We start from the raw sequence: 18,381 nt of genomic DNA, 5'->3' as shown, positions 1-18,381 counted from the left end.
CCCCCGTCCCGGCGTTTTGCTGAACACAGTGAGGCAACGCAGGGAGCAACTTTGTTGCGACCGTGCTTCTGCGAGGAACGGACGTGACGAGCGAAGCGGCGACGGCGGGGATTTGCAGCAGGGAGGTCGCGCACAACGAGCGATAGTGAGTGAGCACGTCCGACCGTGTTCAAATCCTCGTCCCGGCGTTTTGCTGAACGCAGTGAGACAAAGTAGGGAACGGCTTCGCTGCGTCCGTGTTCTCGCGTGAAACCCGGTCCAGACCGCAGACTTAATCCCGTGACCACCGAGGGTCGAGTAATGAGCGACACCCGGACCCGTGCGAACTACGCGCTGCTCGACTTCCAAGAACACCTCGGCGAGAGTTCGGCCGGACTCGACGTACCCTGGGCCGAGTTCGTGGGCAACCATCGTTCCTCCACACAGGAGTTCACCGTGCCAGTCGGGCCGGCCACGGAGGCATATCTGGAATGCCAGCTGTTCGAGGTGGGGAACTACGGCCACGAAATCGTCGTCAACGGCGACGCGCTCACGGGGTTCGACATCCCGCCCGCGCCGGGCTGGCAGTATTGGATGGATCCGATCACGGGTGCAGATCTCGAAGCGGGTGAGAACACGGTCCGGTTCGTGCGCGATGCCGACACCCGCGACGATTTCGTGATCGGTTCGGTCGTCGTTCACTGGAAGGAACCCGTCGAGTGAGGATCATCGCGTCAGCGCTTCGACGGCACGAGCGAACGCTCGTTCGAGATGGGTCTGTGTCTCGGCAAAACGCGGTTCCCACCCCGTCGGATCGAGCTGATCGCTGATCGTGAACAACGCGCTTGCTTCGACGCCCCGATAGGTAGCGACCGCGAACATCGCTGCGGCTTCCATATCCACAGTCAGGACTCCTTCGTTGCGGTAGCGCTCGACTTCCGGAACCGTCTCACGGTACACCGCGTCAGTGGTCCACGTCGGACCGACGCGATAGGGCTCGTTTGCGGCTTCCAGCACGCGTTCGAGTCGCTCACATAGATCGGAACTGGCTGTGACGTATTTCGCCGGTTCGAGGTAGTGGTGTGAGGTACCCTCGTCGCGCAGCGCCCGATCCACGACCACGAGATCGCCGAGCGAGACGTCGGAGTGAAGGCTTCCGACGTGTCCGAGCGACAGGAATCGCTCGGCCCCGCGTACAATCAGTTCCTCCATCTCCAGTGCCGTCACCGGTGCGCCGATGCCTGGAACCCTCACCACACCGACCTGCCCATCGGTCGCATCGAGCGCGTAGCCGCTTTCCCCATCGAATGCCGTACCCTCGTAGGCGTTCACGACATGCTCGAACAGTCCATCGTGAAAACAGAGGACGACCGACTCCGGAACTGGATCCGGGTCGTCGTCGAAGTAGTTGATGCTCGCTTTCGGGGTGATGAGCGCGTCTCGGTCGTGCTTCCCCGGACTGTTCGGATACGGCATCGCCTCACAATGACTCGACGGTGTATATAAATCCACGCTGCGTCAGTTTCTCGTACCGGACAACCTCTGCTAACACAACACATGATTGTTGGAGCACGAGCGAATTCGAGGGTGATTTACGCGCTCCATCGATCCGTCTTCGATCCTCTGCAACCCGACTGGATAGCTACTTTTATATAGAAGCACATTCAATCGTTCGGTGAATCATGAGTCAGCGAATGCAGGGCCAGCCCATGATCATCATGGGTGACGACTCCCAGCGCGTCAAGGACGAGGACGCACAGTCGCACAATATCGACGCGGCACGGGCAGTAGCGGACTCGGTCCGATCGACGCTCGGGCCGAAAGGGATGGACAAGATGCTCGTCTCCTCGATGGGCGACGTCACCGTCACGAACGACGGCGTCACCATCCTCACCGAGATGGACATCAACAACCCGACTGCCGAGATGATCGTCGAGGTCGCCGAGACACAGGAGGACGAGGCCGGCGACGGGACGACGACCGCCGTCGCAGTCGCGGGCGAGCTCCTAAAGAACGCCGAGGAGCTCATCGAGCAGGACATCCACCCGACGGCGATCATCCGCGGGTTCCACCTGGCCAGCGAGAAAGCCAGGGAGGAGATCGGCAACGTCGCCGAGGAGATCGACGCCGACGACACCGACCGGATCAAGAAGGTCGCCGAGACCTCGATGACGGGCAAGGGCGCGGAGCTGAACAAGGAGCAGCTCGCCCAGCTCATCGTCGACGCCGTCCAGAACGTGACCGTCGAAAACGACGCCGGCGAGAGCATCGTCGACCTCGAGTTCGTCAACATCGAGACCCAGACCGGCGAATCCGCGAGCGACTCGGAACTGCTCGACGGCGCGGTTATCTCGAAGGATCCAGTCCACGACACGATGCCGACCGACGTCGAGGACGCCTCGGTGCTCCTGCTCAGCGAGGCCGTCGAGGTCGAGGAGGCCAACGTCGACTCGCAGGTCAGCCTCTCCGACCCCGACCAGCTCCAGCAGTTCCTCGATCAGGAGGACGAGCAGCTCAAACAGAAGGTCGAGCAGATCAAGGAGACGGGCGCTGACGTCGTCTTCTGCCAGAAGGGCATCGACGATCTCGCCCAGCACTACCTCGCCAAAGAGGGCATCCTCGCCGTCCGCCGCGCGAAGAAATCCGACATCGAGTTCCTGAAGGAGGTGCTCGGTGCCTCGATCGTCTCCGATCTCAACAGCGCCACCAGCGCCGATCTCGGCACCGGCTCGGTGACGCGCGACGAGGACGAGGAGCTGTTCTACGTCGAGGGCGACCAGTCCCACGGCGTGACGCTCCTCCTCCGCGGCTCGACAGACCACGTCGTCGACGAGCTCGAACGCGGCATCACCGACGCGCTCGAAGTCGTCGCCCAGACCGTCTCCGACGGGCGCGTGCTCGCCGGCGGCGGCGCGGTCGAGGTCGAAGTCGCTGCTCGCCTCCGTGAGTACGCCGACTCCGTGAGCGGCCGCGAGCAGCTCGCCGTCGAGACGTTCGCCGACTCGCTCGAACTCGTTCCCCGAGTGCTGGCCGAGAACGCCGGCCTCGACTCGATCGACACGCTCGTCGATCTCCGCTCGGCCCACGAATCCGGCGACGAGCAGGCTGGCCTCAACGTCTTCGACGGCGAGGTCGAGAACACCTTCGAGGCGGGCGTCGTCGAACCCGCCCACGCCAAAGAGCAGGCGCTTTCGAGCGCCACCGAGGCCGCGAACCTCGTGCTCAAGATCGACGACATCATCTCCGCCGGCGACCTCACGACCGAGGGCGACGGCGACGCGGGCGGTCCCGGCGGCGCACCCGGCGGTATGGGTGGCATGGGCGGAATGGGCGGTATGGGTGGCATGGGCGGCATGATGTAAACCCACTTTTTGCATCACTCGCGGGCCTTCGGCCCGCTCGTTCGCAAAAACTTGGGGAAAACCGTAAAACCGCGCCCGCAACCGCAACGAACCGCAAAACCGCACCCGCACCGCGATCGCACGAACGCTTTTTTTTAATTTAATCTCAGTAGCTACGGCAATCCAGATCCGGTGTGTCGTCCGATCCTTATTCGACTGTCCGATTCTGACTGCCCGCCGTCGGTGTGGTTCGGTTTTTGGCGGTTGCGACCCACGACGATCTCTCGGGTGCGTCGGTCGCGCCGACCTTTGAATACCGACTTTCGCTGATGATCCGGGCGACGTCCTCATCGAACGTTGCCTCTCGTACCGTTCGATAGCTGTGGATGAATCCCCGACTATCGATGAACATTCGGAGACTGATGTTTCCCCGTCTATATCCCTCATCGATCCGTGTATTCCCGCGAACGAGATACAGCGTGGTCCCGTTGCGCTCCCGTTCAGTCACGGACGTGTTAGCGACAAGGAACGGTTCGAGAAAGCTTCGTAGTCCTCCTCCATTAGCGCCGTATCGTTCTCCGGAATACACTTCGAATCGACGGTATGTCGTCGTTCCGTTCGGAAATGTTCGCTTCTGGAACGCTCGTCCGTCTTTCGACCAGATCGAATAGGTGAAGGTTCCGTTTCTTTTGGAGACGAGATGAACGCCCTCACCAGGCGGTCCTGCGCGGAGCGTCCCCGACGATTGATCGATGACCGAACCGTTCGGTGCCACGCCCGTCGAATTCGACCGCACGGTGAACGACTTGTTCCGGAGGATGGACGTGTGAGCTCCGACGAGCACACTCGGATTCTCGATTCCCTCCCTCGTGAGCCCGGGCGCGAGATGCGGTACCGGCGTCGGGGTCGGTTCGTCGGTGGGAACCGCCGCCGGTGTCACCGTTTCCGTCGTCTGACCGCTCTCATCGAAGACGCCGCTGCAGCCGGCGAGCACGACCAGTGCGGCGACGAGCAGAATTCGTCGTCTCATTCACCGCTTCTCGCCGTTTCAGGTCGGCGTGTTGCGGTCGTCCGGTTTTTCGCCGTCTCGACCCACGACGGCCGCTCGGGCGTCCCGGTCGTGTTGATGGCGACGAGTCGGTTCTCCGTGATGCTCTTCGTGACGGCCGAACTGGCAGGGGCTTGCCGAACCGTCGAATATTCGCGAACGACGCCGCGCGAATCGACGAGCAGTCTCACGCTCGTGTTGGGCTGCCGTCTCGTGTCGATGGTGCCGTTGATGCGATAGAGCGTCGTCCCGTTCTCGCTGCGGCGATCGGTAATCGTCGTGTTGCCGGCGTCGAGAGCGCCGAGAAGCGACGGGAGCGTTCCGAGCGCGAACTGCATTCCCGTCCGTCTGCCCGGAGGATGGCTGTAGGTCGTCGTCCCGTTCGCGAACGTCTGCTGGACGAAATAGTTGCCGTCGCTCGACCACGCCACGACGCGCGTCGGGATCGATCCACGCTCCGTGGCGAAATACGGGCCGCTGCGGTTGGAGACGTAGCGAGCCGCTCCCGTCGCTCCCACCCGCAGCGTTCCCGTCGTCCGGAGTATCGTCGAACCGTTCGCGGCCAGCGCCGTGGAGTTCGATCGCTGGGTGAACGACCGGTTCTGGAGGAACGACCGATGGGCGGCGATGAGCGCACGCGGGTCCTCGATCCCCCGCTTCGTGACGCCCGGGGCCAGTTCCGGCATCGGCGTGGGCGTCGGCTCGTCGGTCGGCACCGCGGCCGGCGTGACCGTTTCGGCCGATTCGTCGCCCCCGCCGAACACGCCGGAACAGCCGGCGAGAACGACCAGTACCGACAGCAACACCGTCGCGAGCGTCCGTCGCATGCGTTCCGTTCACAGCCATCGTGGCAAATACTTTGTCGTCTGCACGCGCGTTCCGGAGGTGGTGGAGTTAAGACGGCGGCGCAGATATCGCCGGTATGGAAACACTTCTGCTGGATCGCGAGGGGGTCGACGCGAACGCGCGGATGGGCGAGGTCATCGACGCCGTGGGCGATGCGTTCGCGGCCTACGAGCGCGGTGACGCACTGATGCCGGCGAAGTCCTACATCGAACTCGACCAGTATAACGGCGACTTCCGTTCGATGCCGGCCTACATGGATGCCGGCGAGTGGGACGCTGCCGGCATCAAGTGGGTCAACGTCCATCCCGACAACCCCGAGAAGTTCGATCTGCCGACCGTGATCGGGACGATGATCTATTCCGATCCCGAGACCGCCGTCCCGCTCGCGATCATGGACGGCACCGAGCTCACGATGAAACGCACCGGTGCCGCGGCTGCCGTCGCCACCGACCAGCTCGCCATCCCCGAGGCGCGGAGCATGGGGCTGGTCGGTGCGGGCGTCCAGTCATACACGCAGTTGGAGGCGATCGCCGAAATCCGACCGATCGAGGAGGTCGTCGTCTCCGATCTGGACAGCGATGCGGTCGACGCGTTCGTCGATACCTTCTCCGATCGCTTCGATGTCCGTGCCGGTTCGATCGCCGAGGCCGCCGCGTGTGACGTCCTCTCGACGGTGACACCCAGCACGGAGCCGATCGTCTCGCGGGCCGATCTCGGCGCGCACACGCACATCAACGCGATGGGAGCCGACGCGGCCGCCAAACAGGAGCTCGACCCGGCGATCCTCGCCGACGCGAAGCTCGTCATCGACGATCACGCCCAGACGACCCACTCCGGCGAGATCAGCCGTTCCTACGAGGAGGGACGCATCGACGATTCCGACATCCACGGCGCGGTCGGCGAGATCGTCGTCGGCGATCGATCGGGCCGCACCGAGTCGGACGAGATCACGGTCTTCGACAGCACCGGACTGGCGATCCAGGACGTCGCGACCGCTCACGTCATCTACGAGCACGCGAGCGAAGCCGACGACGTCGACTCCTTCTCGCTCGTCGGTCGCTGAGAAGCAGGTTCGATTACCCAGTCGCGGCGCGGTCAACAGCGCGGTCGAACAGTTTCGTTAGTGCCCAGACGACCACGAGAACAGGTAACAGCGGTGTGATGGCGAGCAGTCCGCTGACGATCGCCCAGCCGATTGCCTATTCCGGCGGTGTGCGGCCGCCCGAAACGACCGTGGTGGCCACCCCCACCAATGATAACATAAAAAACCGGCCGGGATCAATCGACGGTAAATGCAACGACAGGACACCTACGATCACGCCGCCATCGAGCCGAAGTGGCAGGAGCGGTGGGCCGACGCCGACGTCTATCGGACGTCCGACGACGCCACCGATCCGAGCTACGTGCTCGCGATGTTCCCCTATCCCTCCGGCGATCTCCACATGGGTCACGTCAGGAACTACACGATCACCGACGCCTACGCCCGCTACCAGCGACTGCAGGGCGAGGACGTGCTCCACCCGATGGGCTGGGATTCGTTCGGGCTGCCGGCCGAGAACGCGGCCATCGAGCGCGAGATCGATCCCCGCGAGTGGACGATGGACTGTATCGACACGATGAAAGCCCAGATGAAGTCGATGGGGTTCGGCTACGACTGGAATCGGGAGATCACGACCTGTGAGCCCGACTACTACCGCTGGAACCAGTGGCTGTTCAAACGGTTCTACGAGGAGGGACTCGCCGAGCGAAAGGGCGGCGAGGTCAACTGGTGTCCGTCCTGTGAAACAGTATTAGCCGACGAACAGGTCGAGGGCGAGGCCGAACTCTGCTGGCGCTGTGGGACACCGGTCGAATCGCGCACGCTCGATCAGTGGTTCCTGACGATCACCGACTATGCCGACGAACTGCTCGACGGCATCGACGAACTGGACGAGTGGCCCGACAGCGTGCGCGGGATGCAGCGCAACTGGATCGGCCGCCAGGAGGGGGCCACGGTGGAGTTCGAGGTGCCCGAGTTCGGCGGCATCGAGGTGTTCACGACACGTCTCGACACGATCTACGGCGCGACCTTCTTCGCGCTCGCGCCGGGTCACGAACTCACCCAAGAGCTCGTCGCCGACGATCCCGAACTCGCGACGCAGGTCGAGACGCTCGATCCCGACGCCGACGGCGACGAGAAACGCGGCGTGTTCACCAGTGAGCACGCGATCAATCCCGCGACCGGCGAGGAGATTCCTGTCTACGTCGCGGATTTCGTCCTCTCGGACGTCGGCACGGGCGCGCTGATGGGCGTACCGGGCCACGACGAGCGTGACCACGAGTTCGCCACCGAGTACGACATCGACATCGAGCAGGTCGTCGCGCCCGCAGACGGCGAGATCGACATCGACGAGGCGGCCTACACCGGCGACGGCGTGCTCGTCGACAGCGGCGAGTACGACGGCATGGAGAGTGCAGCGGCCCGCGACCAGTTGGTCGAAGACCTCGACACGGCGGCCAACCACACCCAGTACCGCCTGCGCGATTGGCTCATCTCCCGCCAGCGCTACTGGGGCACGCCGATTCCCGTCGTCCACTGCGAGGAGTGTGGTCCCGTGATGGTTCCCGACGAAGAGCTCCCGGTGGAGCTCCCGGAGTTCGTCCCGACGCCGACGGGCAACCCCCTCGAAGAGGTCGACTCGTTCGTCGAGACCGAGTGTCCCGACTGCGGCGGCCCCGCCGAGCGCGAGACCGACACGATGGACACGTTCATGGACTCGTCGTGGTATTTCCTCAGGTTCACGTCGCCCGACAGCGCGGCCGTCCCCTTCGACACCGAGCGCGCGAACGACTGGATGCCCGTCGACGAGTACGTCGGCGGCATCGAGCACGCGATCATGCATCTGCTCTACTCGCGCTTTGTGACTCGGGCTATCGGCGACATGGACCTGCTCGACGTCCGCGAACCGTTCGAGCACTACCTCCCGCAGGGGATGGTCCAGCTCGACGGGACGGCGATGTCGTCGAGCAAGGGCAACGTCGTCTCGCCTATCGAAATCATGGACGAGTACGGCGCGGACACGGCCCGGCTGTTCATGATGAGCGCTGCCCGGCCGAGCAAGGACTTCGACTGGACCGAGCGCGGCGTCCGGTCGAGCAACGAGTTCATCGAGCGTCTGCTCGGCATGGTCGAGGCGTTCGCCGCCGGCGAGACCGCGATCGCCGACGCCGGCGAGCGCCCGATCGACGAGTACGTTGCCCGCGAGATCGACGCGACGATCGACGAGGCGAGCGCCGGCTACGAGAACTTCCGGTTCAACGACGCGCTGCGCGAGGCGCGCGGGCTGGTCTCGCTGCTCCGGCGCTACCGCGAGCAGGCGACGCCGGACGAGCACACCTTCGAGCGCGGTCTGCACACCGCGGTGCGGCTGTTCGCGCCCGTCACGCCCCACGTCACCGAGGAGTGCTGGACGGCGCTCGGCGAGGACGGCTTCGTCGCCGAGGCCGACTGGCCCGAGGCGGCACACGACGCCGACCACGAGGCCGAGCGCCAGCTCGTCGAGAACACCCGCGAGGACGTCCGCCACATCCTCGACGTGGCGAACATCGAGGAACCGGCGGCGATCGAGGTCGTCGTCGCACCCGAGTGGAAACACCGCGCGCTCGACGTCGCCATCGCGAGCGACGAGGACGTGGTCGGCAGCGTGATGGCCGACGAGGAGCTCCGCGAGCGCGGCGAGGCGGCCGCCGACTATGCGAAAGACCTCGCCGAGCGCCATCAATCCCTGACCGAAGCGCTCGCGCCCGCCGCGGAGTTCGCGGCCCTCGAACGCGCGACGTGGCTATTCGAGCGCGAGTTCGACGCCGCAATCCGCCTCGAACGCGCGAGCGACGCACCGGACGATGTCGCCCGGACGGCGACGCCCGGCCGACCCGCCATCGAGATCCACGAGGGCTGACCTGGGTCGAAACCCATACGAGCTGCTCGGCCGGAACTCCGCCGATGGGCTCGTTCGCCACCGCCGTCCAGTCGCGCCTTCGCGAGCGCCTCGCCGCTCTCCGACCGCGATTCGACTGGGAGACCGAACACCACGTCGCCGACACGCCGGTCGATGTCGCGGGTCGCGCCGACGGTCACGTGGCTCTCGTCGAGTTGGAGTGGCGACGCGCCGACCCGGCGAACAACACCGCGAAACTGTTCCGTTATCTCGACGAGGAGGCGCTCGCCGCCGACGTGGTCGACGTGTTCCAACTGTTCACGGGCTACTACGATCTCGTGAGCGGTGGCGTCTCCTCGAAGCGACTGAACGCCGAGTTCGTCGGGCGGGTCGGCACGCGGGCGCTCGATTCGTTTCGCTATCGCGCCGTCGATTTCGCCCTCGATCCGCCGAAACGCGGCGGCGATCGCCCCGCCGACTGGGAGGCCGTGACCGATGCGACCGCTCGGGAGATCGCCGAGCAGCTTTGAATCGGTCGCCGTCGGTGTGGTGGATGGGGTGGCGAGGGAGGGAAGGGTGGGGGAGCTTATTCGATGTCGATACTGCGCGAATCCTCGTCGGTCGCAGCCTTCGGCAGCGTGACCGTGAGCACGCCGTTCGTGTAGGTGGCGCTGGCCTCTTCCTCCGCGACTTCCTCGGGAAGCGAGAGCGAGCGGCTGACCGACCGGCGACGGCGCTCACGGCGGAGGTAGTTCCCCTCACCCTCCTCGGTCGTCTTGTCGCGCTCGGCGCTGATCCGGAGGGTGCGGTCGGCCACCGAGAGATCGATGTCCTCGCGCTCGTAGCCCGGGAGATCGGCCGTGACCTCGAAACTGTCCTCGTGATCGGCGAGATCGACCGAGAGCGACTGGGTCGCCGGGACGTTCATGTCGTCGAACTGGCCGAACTGGTCGCTCATCTGTTCGAACATCTGTTCGATCTCCTCGAAGGGGTTGCGTCGTGACATTCGCCACAGGCTACGGCCGCGAGCGCCTTAAATCACACCTCACCCAACCACGTGTTCGACGTCGTAGGAGCCGAGCCGGCGCACCCAGCCCTTCGCCGCTATCTCCTCGATGACCGCGATGGCCTCCTGGGTGCGCTCCTCGTAGAGCCCCGCCTCGGCGTCGAGATGGAAGACGTAATCGCCGAGGCGCTCGCCGCTCGGGCGCGATTCGATCCGCGTGAGATTGATGCGCCGATCGGCGAACGGCTCGAGCAGGTCAAGCAGCAGGCCGGGGTAGTCGTCGTTCGGATAGACGATGAGCGAACTCTTGCCGCCCCCGGTCGAGCGCTCCTCGATCGGTGCGACGACGACGAACCGGGTGGCGTTCGAGGTGCGGTCCTGGATGTTCTCGGCGAGCACTTGGAGTTCGCCGTCGGCCGTGTCCGGGCGGCCGATCGCTGCCACCGTCGACTCCTCGCGGGCGCGTTCGACGCCGCGGGCGGTGCTCGTGACCGATTCGAGCGCCACGTCGGGGTGTTCCGTATCGAGATAGCTCCGACACTGCGCGAGCGCCTGCGAGTGGCTCGCTACGACGTCGAACTCGTCGTGCTGGGCGAGCAGTGCGTGACGGATCGGCGTGATGAGCTCGCGGACGACAGCCACCTCGAAGCCGGCGAGCGCGTCGAGGCTTTCGGTGACGGAGCCCTCGATGCTGTTCTCGATCGGGACGACGCCGCGATCGGCCGCGCCGGTCGCGACCGCCTCGACGATCCCCGTCACCGACTCGCGGAAGGCGATCTCGTCGCCGACGGCCTGCGCTGCGCGGTGGGAGTACGTGCCGGCCGGCCCGAGCGTGACTGCCTGCATGGCCGTGCCTGTCCGTCGGTAGGCAAAAGTCCGTCGCCGTCATCGGCGGGAGAAACGTTATGCGTTGTTCATCCGCAGTACCGTCTCGTTGCCACAGGCGACACATTCGGTGATGCGATAGGGTTCGCGGGAGAACTCCTGGTTCTCTCGTTTGTCGCTCTCGGTGCGCAGCTCGATCGAGACACTATGGGGTGTGTCGCGGCCGCAGTCCTCGCAGGCTTCAGTGAGGTCGCTTGCAGATCGGCTTGTTGTTGACATCACCCGTTTCTCCGGGCGAGACCTCCATAAACACCGAATTCCGTTCGTTTCGATTCCTCCGAGTTTCAACGTTTTTCGGGGTGGACACGAGAAAGAAACACGCTCCGGGCCGATTTCGACGAACCGTTTTCGCGGTGTGAACGGTGAAACAGTCGAAAACGGCCAAAAAACTTATTACAGCTGAGTTTCGGCCGCGATACGAGCGGTTAAACCGATGCCTCGAATACGGCGTCCATGGACGAGCTGTTCGCACCGTGGCGCATCGACTGGGTCGAGCGCGACGACGATGCCGACGGGTGTCCGTTCTGCGTGCTTCCCGATCGCGACGCCGACCGTGATTCACGGATCGTCGCCCGGAGCGAGCACGCCTTCTGCCTGCTGAACAACGCTCCCTACAACCCGGGCCACGCGATGGTGATCCCCTACCGCCACACCGGCGTCTACGGCGAGCTCACGGAGGCGGAACTGCTCGATCTGTCGCGGCTCACCCAGCGGACGCTGCGGGCGATCGAGACGGGGCTCGGTCCCGACGGCGCGAACACCGGCATGAACCTCGGCGATTCGGCCGGCGGCTCGATCGACGACCACCTGCACCGACACGTGGTGCCGCGCTGGAACGGCGACACCAACTTCATGCCGGTCATCGACGAGACGCAGGTCATCGTCGAGGCCATCGAGGACACCTACGACCATCTCCACGCGGCCTTCGCCGATCAGGAGGGCACCCGTATCGATGACCCCGACGATGCGGTCCGCATCGTGTAGCCCGAAGCGTCTTTGCGCGCGCTCGTCAATCGTCCAGTGATGAGTCGTGCGGGCGCGGTTCGGCGGATCGGCCTCGTCGTTCTCGTGGCGAACGTCGTCCTCGCCGCCGCGAAGGGTTGGGTCTGGCTCGAAACGGGAAGCCTCGCGGTCGGTTCGGAGGCCGCAAACAGCCTCGTCGACGCCGTCTACGCCACCGTCGTTCTTGGAGGATTATATCTCACGACCCAGCCGCCCGACAGCGAGCACCCCCACGGTCACGAACGTATCGAGCCGTTCGTCGCGCTCGCCATCGCGCTTGGGATCTTTCTAACTGGTGGCACGGTGCTCTGGCAGTCGGTGACGGCGATCTTCTCCGATACCGTGACCGCCACCGAGAGTCCGATCGCCATCGCAGTGCTCGCCGGCGCGGCACTCGCGAAGGCCGGTCTCTATCGGTACTCCCTGTCGGCCAGTCGCACCCACGACTCGCCGGCACTCGCGGCGACCGCGCTCGACAACCGCAATGACGTGCTCACGGCGGGCGCAGCGCTCGTCGGCGTGCTCGGCGCACGCTTCGGTGTTCCGCTGCTCGACCCACTCGCGGCCGCGCTCGTCTCACTCGGCATCCTCTACACCGGGATCGAGGTCGTCCGCGACAACGTGCCCTATCTCGTCGGTGGCGCACCCTCTGAGGCCCTCCAGCGGCGCATCCTCCGGCGCGCGCTCGCCCACCCCGACGTCGAGGGGGCCCACGACGTCATCGCCCACTACGTCGGCCCGGAGATCGACGTGAGCATCCACATCGAGGTCGAGGGGAATCGCACACTCAGGGAAGCCCACGACATCGAGAGCGCGATCGTCGCGTCGATCCAGGCGCTCGACCCCATCGACGACGTGTTCGTCCACATCGACCCGAAGGAACTCGGCGAGTGGAAACGGGATCCGGATGCCGATAGACTGGTTCGTGGGACCGACGAACAGCCAGACGACGAATCGACCGTCGATCGCGGTCCTGGTTGATCGCTTTTCCGAACCTGATCCACATGCTGCGGTCGGCGCGCACCCGCGCTCGTGTGCGAGCCAAGCGAGCACCGAGCGCGAATACTGCGCGAGGGATGAGCACCGCAACGAGCGAAGCGAGCGAGGAGCGCAGTCGGTTGGGGAGGTATGTGGGCGGTGCGGGGCGGTAGCGGTCTCTCACTGTCGTCAGGAATCGTCGTCGAACCGATTGCTGCCAGATCGACTACTGCCGTCGAACTGATTGCTACTGAATCAAACTCACGAGAATCGGCGCTTCCCGTGATCAGCGAAACGTTTCACCTCCAAAACCGCCCTAAGCAGGCTTTCCGAAGGCGTACACGGTGTTCTGGCCCGTGATATCGACGTCGACGAGATCGCCGGGTTCGACGCCGTAGCCGGGCGCGTCCTGGATGATGACCTGTCGATAAGCCTCGTCGTAGCATTTCACCGAGTCTCCGGTGCCGTGTTCGACGACCATTACCTCGTGGCGTTCGCCGACCATCGATTCGTAGGCATCGCCCACGACGTCCATCTTCAGGTCGCTCATCGCCTTCGAGCGCTCTTTCTTCTTCGTCCCGCCCAGCCCTTTCATCTCGGCGGCGTCGGTGCCGGGCCGCTTCGAGAAGCGGGTGACGTTGATCCGCTCGGGGGTCGTCTCGCGGAGCAGGGCCATCGACTGTTCGTGGTCGGCGTCGGTTTCCGAGGGAAAGCCGACGATGAAGTCCGTGGCGAGCGTCCAGTGATCGAGCCGGTCGTCGAAGGTTTCGACGACGTCGCGGAACTCGCTCACCTGGTGCTGGCGGCGCATGTCACCCAGCACGTCGTTGCTGCCCGACTGGACGGGTGCGTGGAGGAAGTTGTAGAGCTTCTCTTCCCGGGCGAAGACGTCGGCGAGCTCCTCGCGGATGCCGTGGACGCCCTTCGGGTTGGCCATGCCCACGCGCACCCGGAAGTCGCCGTCGATGGCGCAGATGCGTTCGAGCAGCTCGTGGAGTTTGCGCTCGCCGGTGTCCCAGCCATACACGCCCGTATCCTGGCCCGTGACGCGGATCTCCTTCGCGCCGGCGTGGACGAGCGCGCGGGCCTTCCGGACGTTCTCCTCGATCGGCGGCGAGTCGATTTTTCCGGTGGCGTGCTTGGTGATGCAGTACGAGCAGTTGCTCATGCAGCCGCGCGCGATGGGGAGGATTCCCACGACGCCGTCGAGGATCGGCTCGGCGTCGGGCGTCGGCCGTGGGCACTCGCCGTTGCGGACGACCTCGGGGACCTCGTCCCAGCCACAGACCGTCGCGTCGAGGTCGGCGAACTGTTCGCCCTGCGCGAGCGCCATGCAGCCGGTGACGACGACGTCGGCGGTTGCCTCGTCGAGTTCCTCGGCCCGGCGGCGCATGTTCGTCTCGGTTTTTTCGACCACGGTGCACGTGTTCAGGATGGCCACGTCGGCGTTCGCAGGACCGTCGACGGGGTGATGGCCGCCGTCGCGGAGCCGCCGCTCGATGGTGCGGCTCTCGCCACGGTTCGCGGTGCAGCCGTAGGTCTCGATGTGATAGCTGGCCATCCGCTTACCGTTGGTCCGGCGCGCGCGGCCAAAAACGCGACGGCTCGACACCGCTTGTCCGAGCCCTGTATTTATCACGAACCATCCCATTGGCCCGCCATGACCCGCACCGACCGCCGGAGGGACGATGAAACGGGATGAGCCGGCGGCCGACTGGACGACCGAGAGCCGCTTGGAGGAGGCGTTCAGCCTGCTGGCCAACGAGACGCGCGTCAAGATTTTGTTCGCGCTCTACGAGGCATCCGACCGACTGGTCCCGTTCTCGACGCTCAACGAGCACGTCGGGCTCTCGGACAGCGGCCAGTTCAACTACCACCTAAAACAGCTCACCGGGACGTTCATCTACCGGGACGAGGAGGGGTACGGCCTGCTGTTCAGCGGGATGGCGGTCTGTCGGTCGATGCTCGCGGCGCTCGACGCCGACCAGCGGAGTGTCGCCCCGTTCTCACTCGACAGCGACTGCTACAACTGCGGGGCGACCCTCGTCGCCGAGTACGATCACGAATACGTCGTCATCCGCTGTCCGAACTGCGGGATCTCGTTTCACGACTTCCCGTTCCCGCCGGGCACGCTCGCCGGCCGGGATCGCGAGGAGCTGCTCTCGATCTACGACGGCTGGATGCGCTCGCAGACCGCCCTCGCCGTCGACGGGCTCTGCATGTGGTGTTTCGGCCGTCGACACGCCGAGCTCCGCGCGGGCGAGACGCCGTCGGACCCCGAAGTCGAGATCGTCCACACCTGTGAGCGCTGTAGCGCCGACATGACGACCACGGTCGGCGAGACCTTCCAGAATCACCCCGCCGTGATCGCCTTTCTCTACGATCACGGGATCGACGTCTCGGAAACCCCCTCGTGGGAGCTCCCCTTCCTCTGGAGCGACGAGTTCCTGACCGTCGAGAAAACCGATCCCTGGCGGGTCACACTTCGAATCCCGGTCGACGACGCCGCGCTCACGCTCACGATCGACGGCGAGGCGAACGTTCTCGACACGACGCGCGAGTGAACGGCTCGCACTTTCCCGATCGACTACCGAAGCGCAGTTCAGTTGCCGACGTTACAGAAATGTTTTTCAGCCAACACTTATCGTGACGGGTCGTCTACGGACGAACGAGAATGAGTTACGACGGCGCTGGCGACACTGGACGAGGGGTACTGCACAGACATGGACGCGCCGGTGCGCGCGCACGACGGCCACGAACGGCCGAGCGGACCACGGGGCTCGCGATAGCGGTGCTCGCGGTCCTGACGTTCGGCTTTGCGGCCCTCTGGTTCGCGGTTTCGCTGCCGGCGCTGGCGTGGCTGTTCGCCGCGTCGGCCGTTGGCTTCGGTGCGCTCGTGGCCGCGCCGTGGGTCGTCGTCACCGGCGTCGTCCGCCTGCTGGAGCGCGCTCAGTAGACTCACTCGCCAGTCCCGAACCCGTCGACGAGCGCGACGCCGCTCGACGCGCCGATGCGCTCGGCCCCCGCCGACAACATCTCCTTCGCTTTCTCGTAGCTGCCGATGCCGCCGCTCGCCTTCACCGGCAGGAACCCGCTCATCAGTTCGACGTCCGCGACCGTCGCACCACCCTCGAACCCGGTCGCGGTCTTCACGAAGTCGGCGTCCGCATCGACTGCACACTCGCAGGCACGGCGCTTCTCGGCGTCGTCCAGGAGCGGCGCTTCGATGATCACCTTCACCGGAATCGGGACGGCGGCCACCACGTCGGCGAGCTCCTCGGTGACGCGCTCGTCCTGACCGGCGCGGAGCCACCCGACGTTGATGACGACATCGAGCTCGTCAGCTCCAGCCTCCCAGGCGTCGACCGCCTCCTCGCGTTTGACCGCAGGAGTATGCTGACCGTGTGGGAAGCCGACGACGGTGGCGACGGTCACGTCGCGCTCGTCGGCCTCGTCGAGATAACAGGGTGGGATGCAGACGTTCATCCCGTACTCGGCGGCGTCGTCGAGCACTCGTTCGACGTCCGCCGGCGTCGTTTCGGGGCCCAGAACGGTGTGATCGATGCTTGCGGCGAAGGCGTCACGGTCCATGCCGACCACGGGAGCGCACGGCGGATAAATCCGCCCCCGGCGACCGGAACGCTTTCGCCCGGGCCGACCGCCCGTCGGATATGCAGGTGCTCGCGCAGTTGCTCCCCGCCGGCTCGGCGCTCCCGCCGATCGGCTATCTCCTCGTTCTCGCAGTCGCGTTCGTCGCCGTCGCCGTCTCGTTGCGCCGGATCGGTCCCCATGTCACCGATCGGGTAGTCGTCGCGTTCGCACCGTGGATGGTGCTCGGGTCGAGCTGCTACGTGCTCTATCAGGCTCATGGCGTTCCCCCTGTCCTGCGACCGTTCTTCGGCTCGCCAACGGTCTATCTCTCCGTCGCCACCATCGCCGGGGCTGCCTGGGCCGCCACCGCAGGCGCTGGTCTCTCCGCCGATCGCTGGCGTCTTCCCTCGGTACCAGGCATCGTTGGACTCTCTGGAACCACTCTCGCCCTCGTCGCCGTGGGCTGGGCGCTCGCCGTCGGCGCACCTGGACTGACCGTCGCGTGGCCCGCGCTGGGGATCGTCATCGCAGTAGTGCTCGCGGCGGCGGTCTGGGGCGGGCTGCGCCGTGCGGTGCCGAAGACCCAGGTGACGGGCGCGGTCGGCGCGCTCGCGGTGTTCGGTCACACCCTCGACGGCGTCTCGACGGCCGTCGGACTCGACGTGCTTGGCTTCGGCGAGCGCTCGCCGGTCTCGCGGGCGATCATCGAGTTCGCCGCCGGGCTCCCCACGGCGGAAGTCATCGGCGCGGGCTGGCTGTTCATCCTGGTCAAACTCGTGCTCGCGGTGCTGGTCGTCGTCTTCCTGAGCGAGTACGTCCGCGAGGAGCCGGCCGAGGGCTATCTCCTGCTCGGCGCGGTCGCGGCGGTCGGTCTCGGACCGGGTGCGCACAATCTGCTGCTGTTCACCATTCTCACCCCGTAGGGCGACGAGTGCGAACGCCCGATCGCTCCGCATGCGGACGGGAAACTGTCAGGGGGTACCGTTCGTGTTCCGAGTGCCGAACCACTCGCCGAACTCGTCGGTATCCATCATCCGAACTCCGATATCCTGTAACTCCTCGCGCCCGCGTTCGTACAGTCCGGAGAGAGCATCCGTGACGACGACCACGCGGAAATCGCGTTCGCTCGCCTCGTAGATGGTGGTTCGCGGACAGTTCGGGAAGTTACAGCCACAGACGACGACTGTATTGATATTCGCAGCACGCAACTGCTCCTCTAGTCCTGTGTCGTAGAACGCTCCCCAGCGTGGTTTGTACATGATGGTTTCGTCATCGCCGATCCGCTGGAACTCCCCATCGAGGAGTCGGTCCGTATCGAGCGAGACGTCGCCAGCGGGCGTGATCTCGTCGACGAGTTCCGCACCATCGCTTCCGGGGATCGCCACTCGATCGCCGTCTTCGATCCCCGCTCGCCGACAGAGATCCGCGTTCGAGCCGTCGGGCCGATAGAGACGAACGACGTGGACGATCGGCGAGCCCTGCTCTCGAAACTGTCGGGTCACGTGCTGCATCGTTCCTGCAGCCTCGTTCGTTCCGGGGATCGTCGCCGAGCCCTCTTCACGCGTGAAGTCTCGCTGTGTATCGATCGTCAACAACGCTGCATGCTCACGGTCCGGCCGGGTGTACTCGTCCATGGTCGTCGATCACGGTAGGGTGTGTTCAACTCATTGGTACGACGCCGGGATCGGTGGTGTCCGTGTGGATCGTCGTTCGTGTCCGAGCCTGTCGCCGAGAAAACGACGAACGACCAGTTCTGTGGCGTCGGTGGTGGATATTAGTGAGCCGCCA

20 protein-coding genes are annotated in these 18,381 nt (G+C 65.2%); 10 read left to right on the top strand and 10 right to left on the bottom strand.

Going from position 1 to position 18,381, the window contains the following annotated elements:
• Positions 1–300 precede the first annotated feature (300 nt).
• Entirely contained in the window at positions 301–702 is a 402-nt protein-coding gene (locus NO363_RS11995; protein WP_256685382.1) for a DUF7383 domain-containing protein, read from the top strand.
• A gap of 3 nt (positions 703–705) precedes the next feature.
• On the opposite strand, the gene NO363_RS11990 is transcribed toward NO363_RS11995, so the two are convergent.
• On the bottom strand, positions 706–1,455 hold the full coding sequence (locus tag NO363_RS11990) for a nucleoside phosphorylase (protein WP_256685381.1): 750 nt from the start codon (positions 1,453–1,455) through the stop codon (positions 706–708).
• Between the two features lie 233 nt (positions 1,456–1,688).
• Here NO363_RS11990 and thsB point away from each other — a divergent pair, with 233 nt between their 5' ends.
• On the top strand, positions 1,689–3,341 hold the full coding sequence (gene thsB / locus NO363_RS11985) for a thermosome subunit beta (RefSeq protein WP_370525594.1): 1,653 nt from the start codon (positions 1,689–1,691) through the stop codon (positions 3,339–3,341).
• A gap of 187 nt (positions 3,342–3,528) precedes the next feature.
• Here thsB and NO363_RS11980 read toward each other — a convergent pair whose 3' ends face one another.
• Together NO363_RS11980 and NO363_RS11975 are read right to left on the bottom strand one after the other, a co-directional pair.
• On the bottom strand, positions 3,529–3,732 hold the full coding sequence (locus NO363_RS11980; protein ID WP_256685380.1) for a hypothetical protein: 204 nt from the start codon (positions 3,730–3,732) through the stop codon (positions 3,529–3,531).
• A gap of 614 nt (positions 3,733–4,346) precedes the next feature.
• Positions 4,347–5,195 carry a hypothetical protein gene (locus NO363_RS11975; RefSeq protein WP_256685379.1) on the bottom strand — a complete coding sequence of 283 codons (849 nt, stop codon included), beginning with the start codon at positions 5,193–5,195 and terminating at the stop codon, positions 4,347–4,349.
• A gap of 95 nt (positions 5,196–5,290) precedes the next feature.
• Between NO363_RS11975 and NO363_RS11970 the strand changes: the two genes are divergently transcribed.
• A complete protein-coding gene (locus tag NO363_RS11970; RefSeq protein ID WP_256685378.1) occupies positions 5,291–6,277 on the top strand; it encodes an ornithine cyclodeaminase family protein in 987 nt (328 codons plus the stop codon).
• Between the two features lie 13 nt (positions 6,278–6,290).
• Here NO363_RS11970 and NO363_RS14210 read toward each other — a convergent pair whose 3' ends face one another.
• Complete coding sequence (locus NO363_RS14210; protein WP_440939891.1) at positions 6,291–6,368, bottom strand: hypothetical protein; 78 nt, start codon at positions 6,366–6,368, stop codon at positions 6,291–6,293.
• A gap of 138 nt (positions 6,369–6,506) precedes the next feature.
• On the opposite strand from NO363_RS14210, the gene leuS reads away from it, so the two are divergent.
• Complete coding sequence (gene leuS / locus NO363_RS11965) at positions 6,507–9,152, top strand: leucine--tRNA ligase (protein WP_256685377.1); 2,646 nt, start codon at positions 6,507–6,509, stop codon at positions 9,150–9,152.
• Positions 9,153–9,196: 44 nt separating this feature from the next.
• Complete coding sequence (locus tag NO363_RS11960) at positions 9,197–9,661, top strand: hypothetical protein (RefSeq protein ID WP_256685376.1); 465 nt, start codon at positions 9,197–9,199, stop codon at positions 9,659–9,661.
• A 56-nt stretch (positions 9,662–9,717) separates the two neighbouring features.
• On the opposite strand, the gene NO363_RS11955 is transcribed toward NO363_RS11960, so the two are convergent.
• From NO363_RS11955 to NO363_RS11945, 3 genes are read right to left on the bottom strand one after another with little or no spacing between them, the layout of a single operon-like run.
• A complete protein-coding gene (locus NO363_RS11955) occupies positions 9,718–10,137 on the bottom strand; it encodes an Hsp20/alpha crystallin family protein (RefSeq protein ID WP_256685375.1) in 420 nt (139 codons plus the stop codon).
• Between the two features lie 39 nt (positions 10,138–10,176).
• Positions 10,177–10,983 carry a prephenate dehydratase gene (gene pheA / locus NO363_RS11950; protein ID WP_256685374.1) on the bottom strand — a complete coding sequence of 269 codons (807 nt, stop codon included), beginning with the start codon at positions 10,981–10,983 and terminating at the stop codon, positions 10,177–10,179.
• Positions 10,984–11,040: 57 nt separating this feature from the next.
• A complete protein-coding gene (locus NO363_RS11945) occupies positions 11,041–11,241 on the bottom strand; it encodes a DUF7835 family putative zinc beta-ribbon protein (protein WP_004054097.1) in 201 nt (66 codons plus the stop codon).
• Between the two features lie 234 nt (positions 11,242–11,475).
• Between NO363_RS11945 and NO363_RS11940 the strand changes: the two genes are divergently transcribed.
• On the top strand, positions 11,476–12,006 hold the full coding sequence (locus tag NO363_RS11940) for an HIT family protein (RefSeq protein ID WP_256685373.1): 531 nt from the start codon (positions 11,476–11,478) through the stop codon (positions 12,004–12,006).
• A gap of 39 nt (positions 12,007–12,045) precedes the next feature.
• Positions 12,046–13,005, top strand: a complete 960-nt coding sequence (locus NO363_RS11935; RefSeq protein ID WP_256685371.1) for a cation diffusion facilitator family transporter — start codon at positions 12,046–12,048, stop codon at positions 13,003–13,005.
• 313 nt (positions 13,006–13,318) lie between these two features.
• Here NO363_RS11935 and NO363_RS11930 read toward each other — a convergent pair whose 3' ends face one another.
• Complete coding sequence (locus NO363_RS11930) at positions 13,319–14,563, bottom strand: tRNA (N(6)-L-threonylcarbamoyladenosine(37)-C(2))-methylthiotransferase (RefSeq protein ID WP_256685369.1); 1,245 nt, start codon at positions 14,561–14,563, stop codon at positions 13,319–13,321.
• Between the two features lie 127 nt (positions 14,564–14,690).
• On the opposite strand from NO363_RS11930, the gene NO363_RS11925 reads away from it, so the two are divergent.
• Together NO363_RS11925 and NO363_RS11920 are read left to right on the top strand one after the other, a co-directional pair.
• On the top strand, positions 14,691–15,566 hold the full coding sequence (locus NO363_RS11925) for a winged helix-turn-helix domain-containing protein (RefSeq protein ID WP_256685367.1): 876 nt from the start codon (positions 14,691–14,693) through the stop codon (positions 15,564–15,566).
• Between the two features lie 110 nt (positions 15,567–15,676).
• Entirely contained in the window at positions 15,677–15,958 is a 282-nt protein-coding gene (locus tag NO363_RS11920) for a hypothetical protein (RefSeq protein ID WP_256685366.1), read from the top strand.
• A 2-nt stretch (positions 15,959–15,960) separates the two neighbouring features.
• On the opposite strand, the gene deoC is transcribed toward NO363_RS11920, so the two are convergent.
• The gene (gene deoC, locus NO363_RS11915) at positions 15,961–16,593 is read right to left on the bottom strand and encodes a deoxyribose-phosphate aldolase (RefSeq protein ID WP_256685364.1); all 633 of its coding nucleotides are present in this window, start codon (positions 16,591–16,593) and stop codon (positions 15,961–15,963) included.
• 80 nt (positions 16,594–16,673) lie between these two features.
• Here deoC and NO363_RS11910 point away from each other — a divergent pair, with 80 nt between their 5' ends.
• Positions 16,674–17,516: a DUF63 family protein gene (locus NO363_RS11910; protein ID WP_256685363.1), complete on the top strand. Its 843-nt coding sequence runs from the start codon at positions 16,674–16,676 to the stop codon at positions 17,514–17,516.
• Positions 17,517–17,564: 48 nt separating this feature from the next.
• Here the strand turns inward: NO363_RS11910 and NO363_RS11905 are convergent, their stop codons facing one another.
• Positions 17,565–18,227 carry a cysteine hydrolase family protein gene (locus tag NO363_RS11905; RefSeq protein WP_256685362.1) on the bottom strand — a complete coding sequence of 221 codons (663 nt, stop codon included), beginning with the start codon at positions 18,225–18,227 and terminating at the stop codon, positions 17,565–17,567.
• Positions 18,228–18,381: the final 154 nt, after the last annotated feature.

The organism is Halococcus qingdaonensis (assembly GCF_024508235.1).
Taxonomy (GTDB): domain Archaea; phylum Halobacteriota; class Halobacteria; order Halobacteriales; family Halococcaceae; genus Halococcus; species Halococcus qingdaonensis.
This window is presented reverse-complemented; position numbering and strand designations above follow the sequence as displayed.

Bases quoted from the DNA above. Each gene is read 5' to 3' on its own strand.
- NO363_RS11980 (WP_256685380.1), bottom strand. From the start codon at position 3,732: ATGTTCATCGATAGTCGGGGATTCATCCACAGCTATCGAACGGTACGA.
- leuS (WP_256685377.1), top strand. From the start codon at position 6,507: ATGCAACGACAGGACACCTACGATCACGCCGCCATCGAGCCGAAGTGG.
- NO363_RS11960 (WP_256685376.1), top strand. From the start codon at position 9,197: ATGGGCTCGTTCGCCACCGCCGTCCAGTCGCGCCTTCGCGAGCGCCTC.
- NO363_RS11955 (WP_256685375.1), bottom strand. From the start codon at position 10,137: ATGTCACGACGCAACCCCTTCGAGGAGATCGAACAGATGTTCGAACAG.
- NO363_RS11945 (WP_004054097.1), bottom strand. From the start codon at position 11,241: ATGTCAACAACAAGCCGATCTGCAAGCGACCTCACTGAAGCCTGCGAG.
- NO363_RS11935 (WP_256685371.1), top strand. From the start codon at position 12,046: ATGAGTCGTGCGGGCGCGGTTCGGCGGATCGGCCTCGTCGTTCTCGTG.
- NO363_RS11970 (WP_256685378.1), top strand. From the start codon at position 5,291: ATGGAAACACTTCTGCTGGATCGCGAGGGGGTCGACGCGAACGCGCGG.
- NO363_RS11930 (WP_256685369.1), bottom strand. From the start codon at position 14,563: ATGGCCAGCTATCACATCGAGACCTACGGCTGCACCGCGAACCGTGGC.
- NO363_RS11910 (WP_256685363.1), top strand. From the start codon at position 16,674: ATGCAGGTGCTCGCGCAGTTGCTCCCCGCCGGCTCGGCGCTCCCGCCG.
- NO363_RS11920 (WP_256685366.1), top strand. From the start codon at position 15,677: ATGAGTTACGACGGCGCTGGCGACACTGGACGAGGGGTACTGCACAGA.
- deoC (WP_256685364.1), bottom strand. From the start codon at position 16,593: ATGGACCGTGACGCCTTCGCCGCAAGCATCGATCACACCGTTCTGGGC.
- NO363_RS11925 (WP_256685367.1), top strand. From the start codon at position 14,691: ATGAAACGGGATGAGCCGGCGGCCGACTGGACGACCGAGAGCCGCTTG.
- NO363_RS11990 (WP_256685381.1), bottom strand. From the start codon at position 1,455: ATGCCGTATCCGAACAGTCCGGGGAAGCACGACCGAGACGCGCTCATC.
- NO363_RS11940 (WP_256685373.1), top strand. From the start codon at position 11,476: ATGGACGAGCTGTTCGCACCGTGGCGCATCGACTGGGTCGAGCGCGAC.
- NO363_RS11975 (WP_256685379.1), bottom strand. From the start codon at position 5,195: ATGCGACGGACGCTCGCGACGGTGTTGCTGTCGGTACTGGTCGTTCTC.
- NO363_RS11995 (WP_256685382.1), top strand. From the start codon at position 301: ATGAGCGACACCCGGACCCGTGCGAACTACGCGCTGCTCGACTTCCAA.
- thsB (WP_370525594.1), top strand. From the start codon at position 1,689: ATGATCATCATGGGTGACGACTCCCAGCGCGTCAAGGACGAGGACGCA.
- NO363_RS11905 (WP_256685362.1), bottom strand. From the start codon at position 18,227: ATGGACGAGTACACCCGGCCGGACCGTGAGCATGCAGCGTTGTTGACG.
- pheA (WP_256685374.1), bottom strand. From the start codon at position 10,983: ATGCAGGCAGTCACGCTCGGGCCGGCCGGCACGTACTCCCACCGCGCA.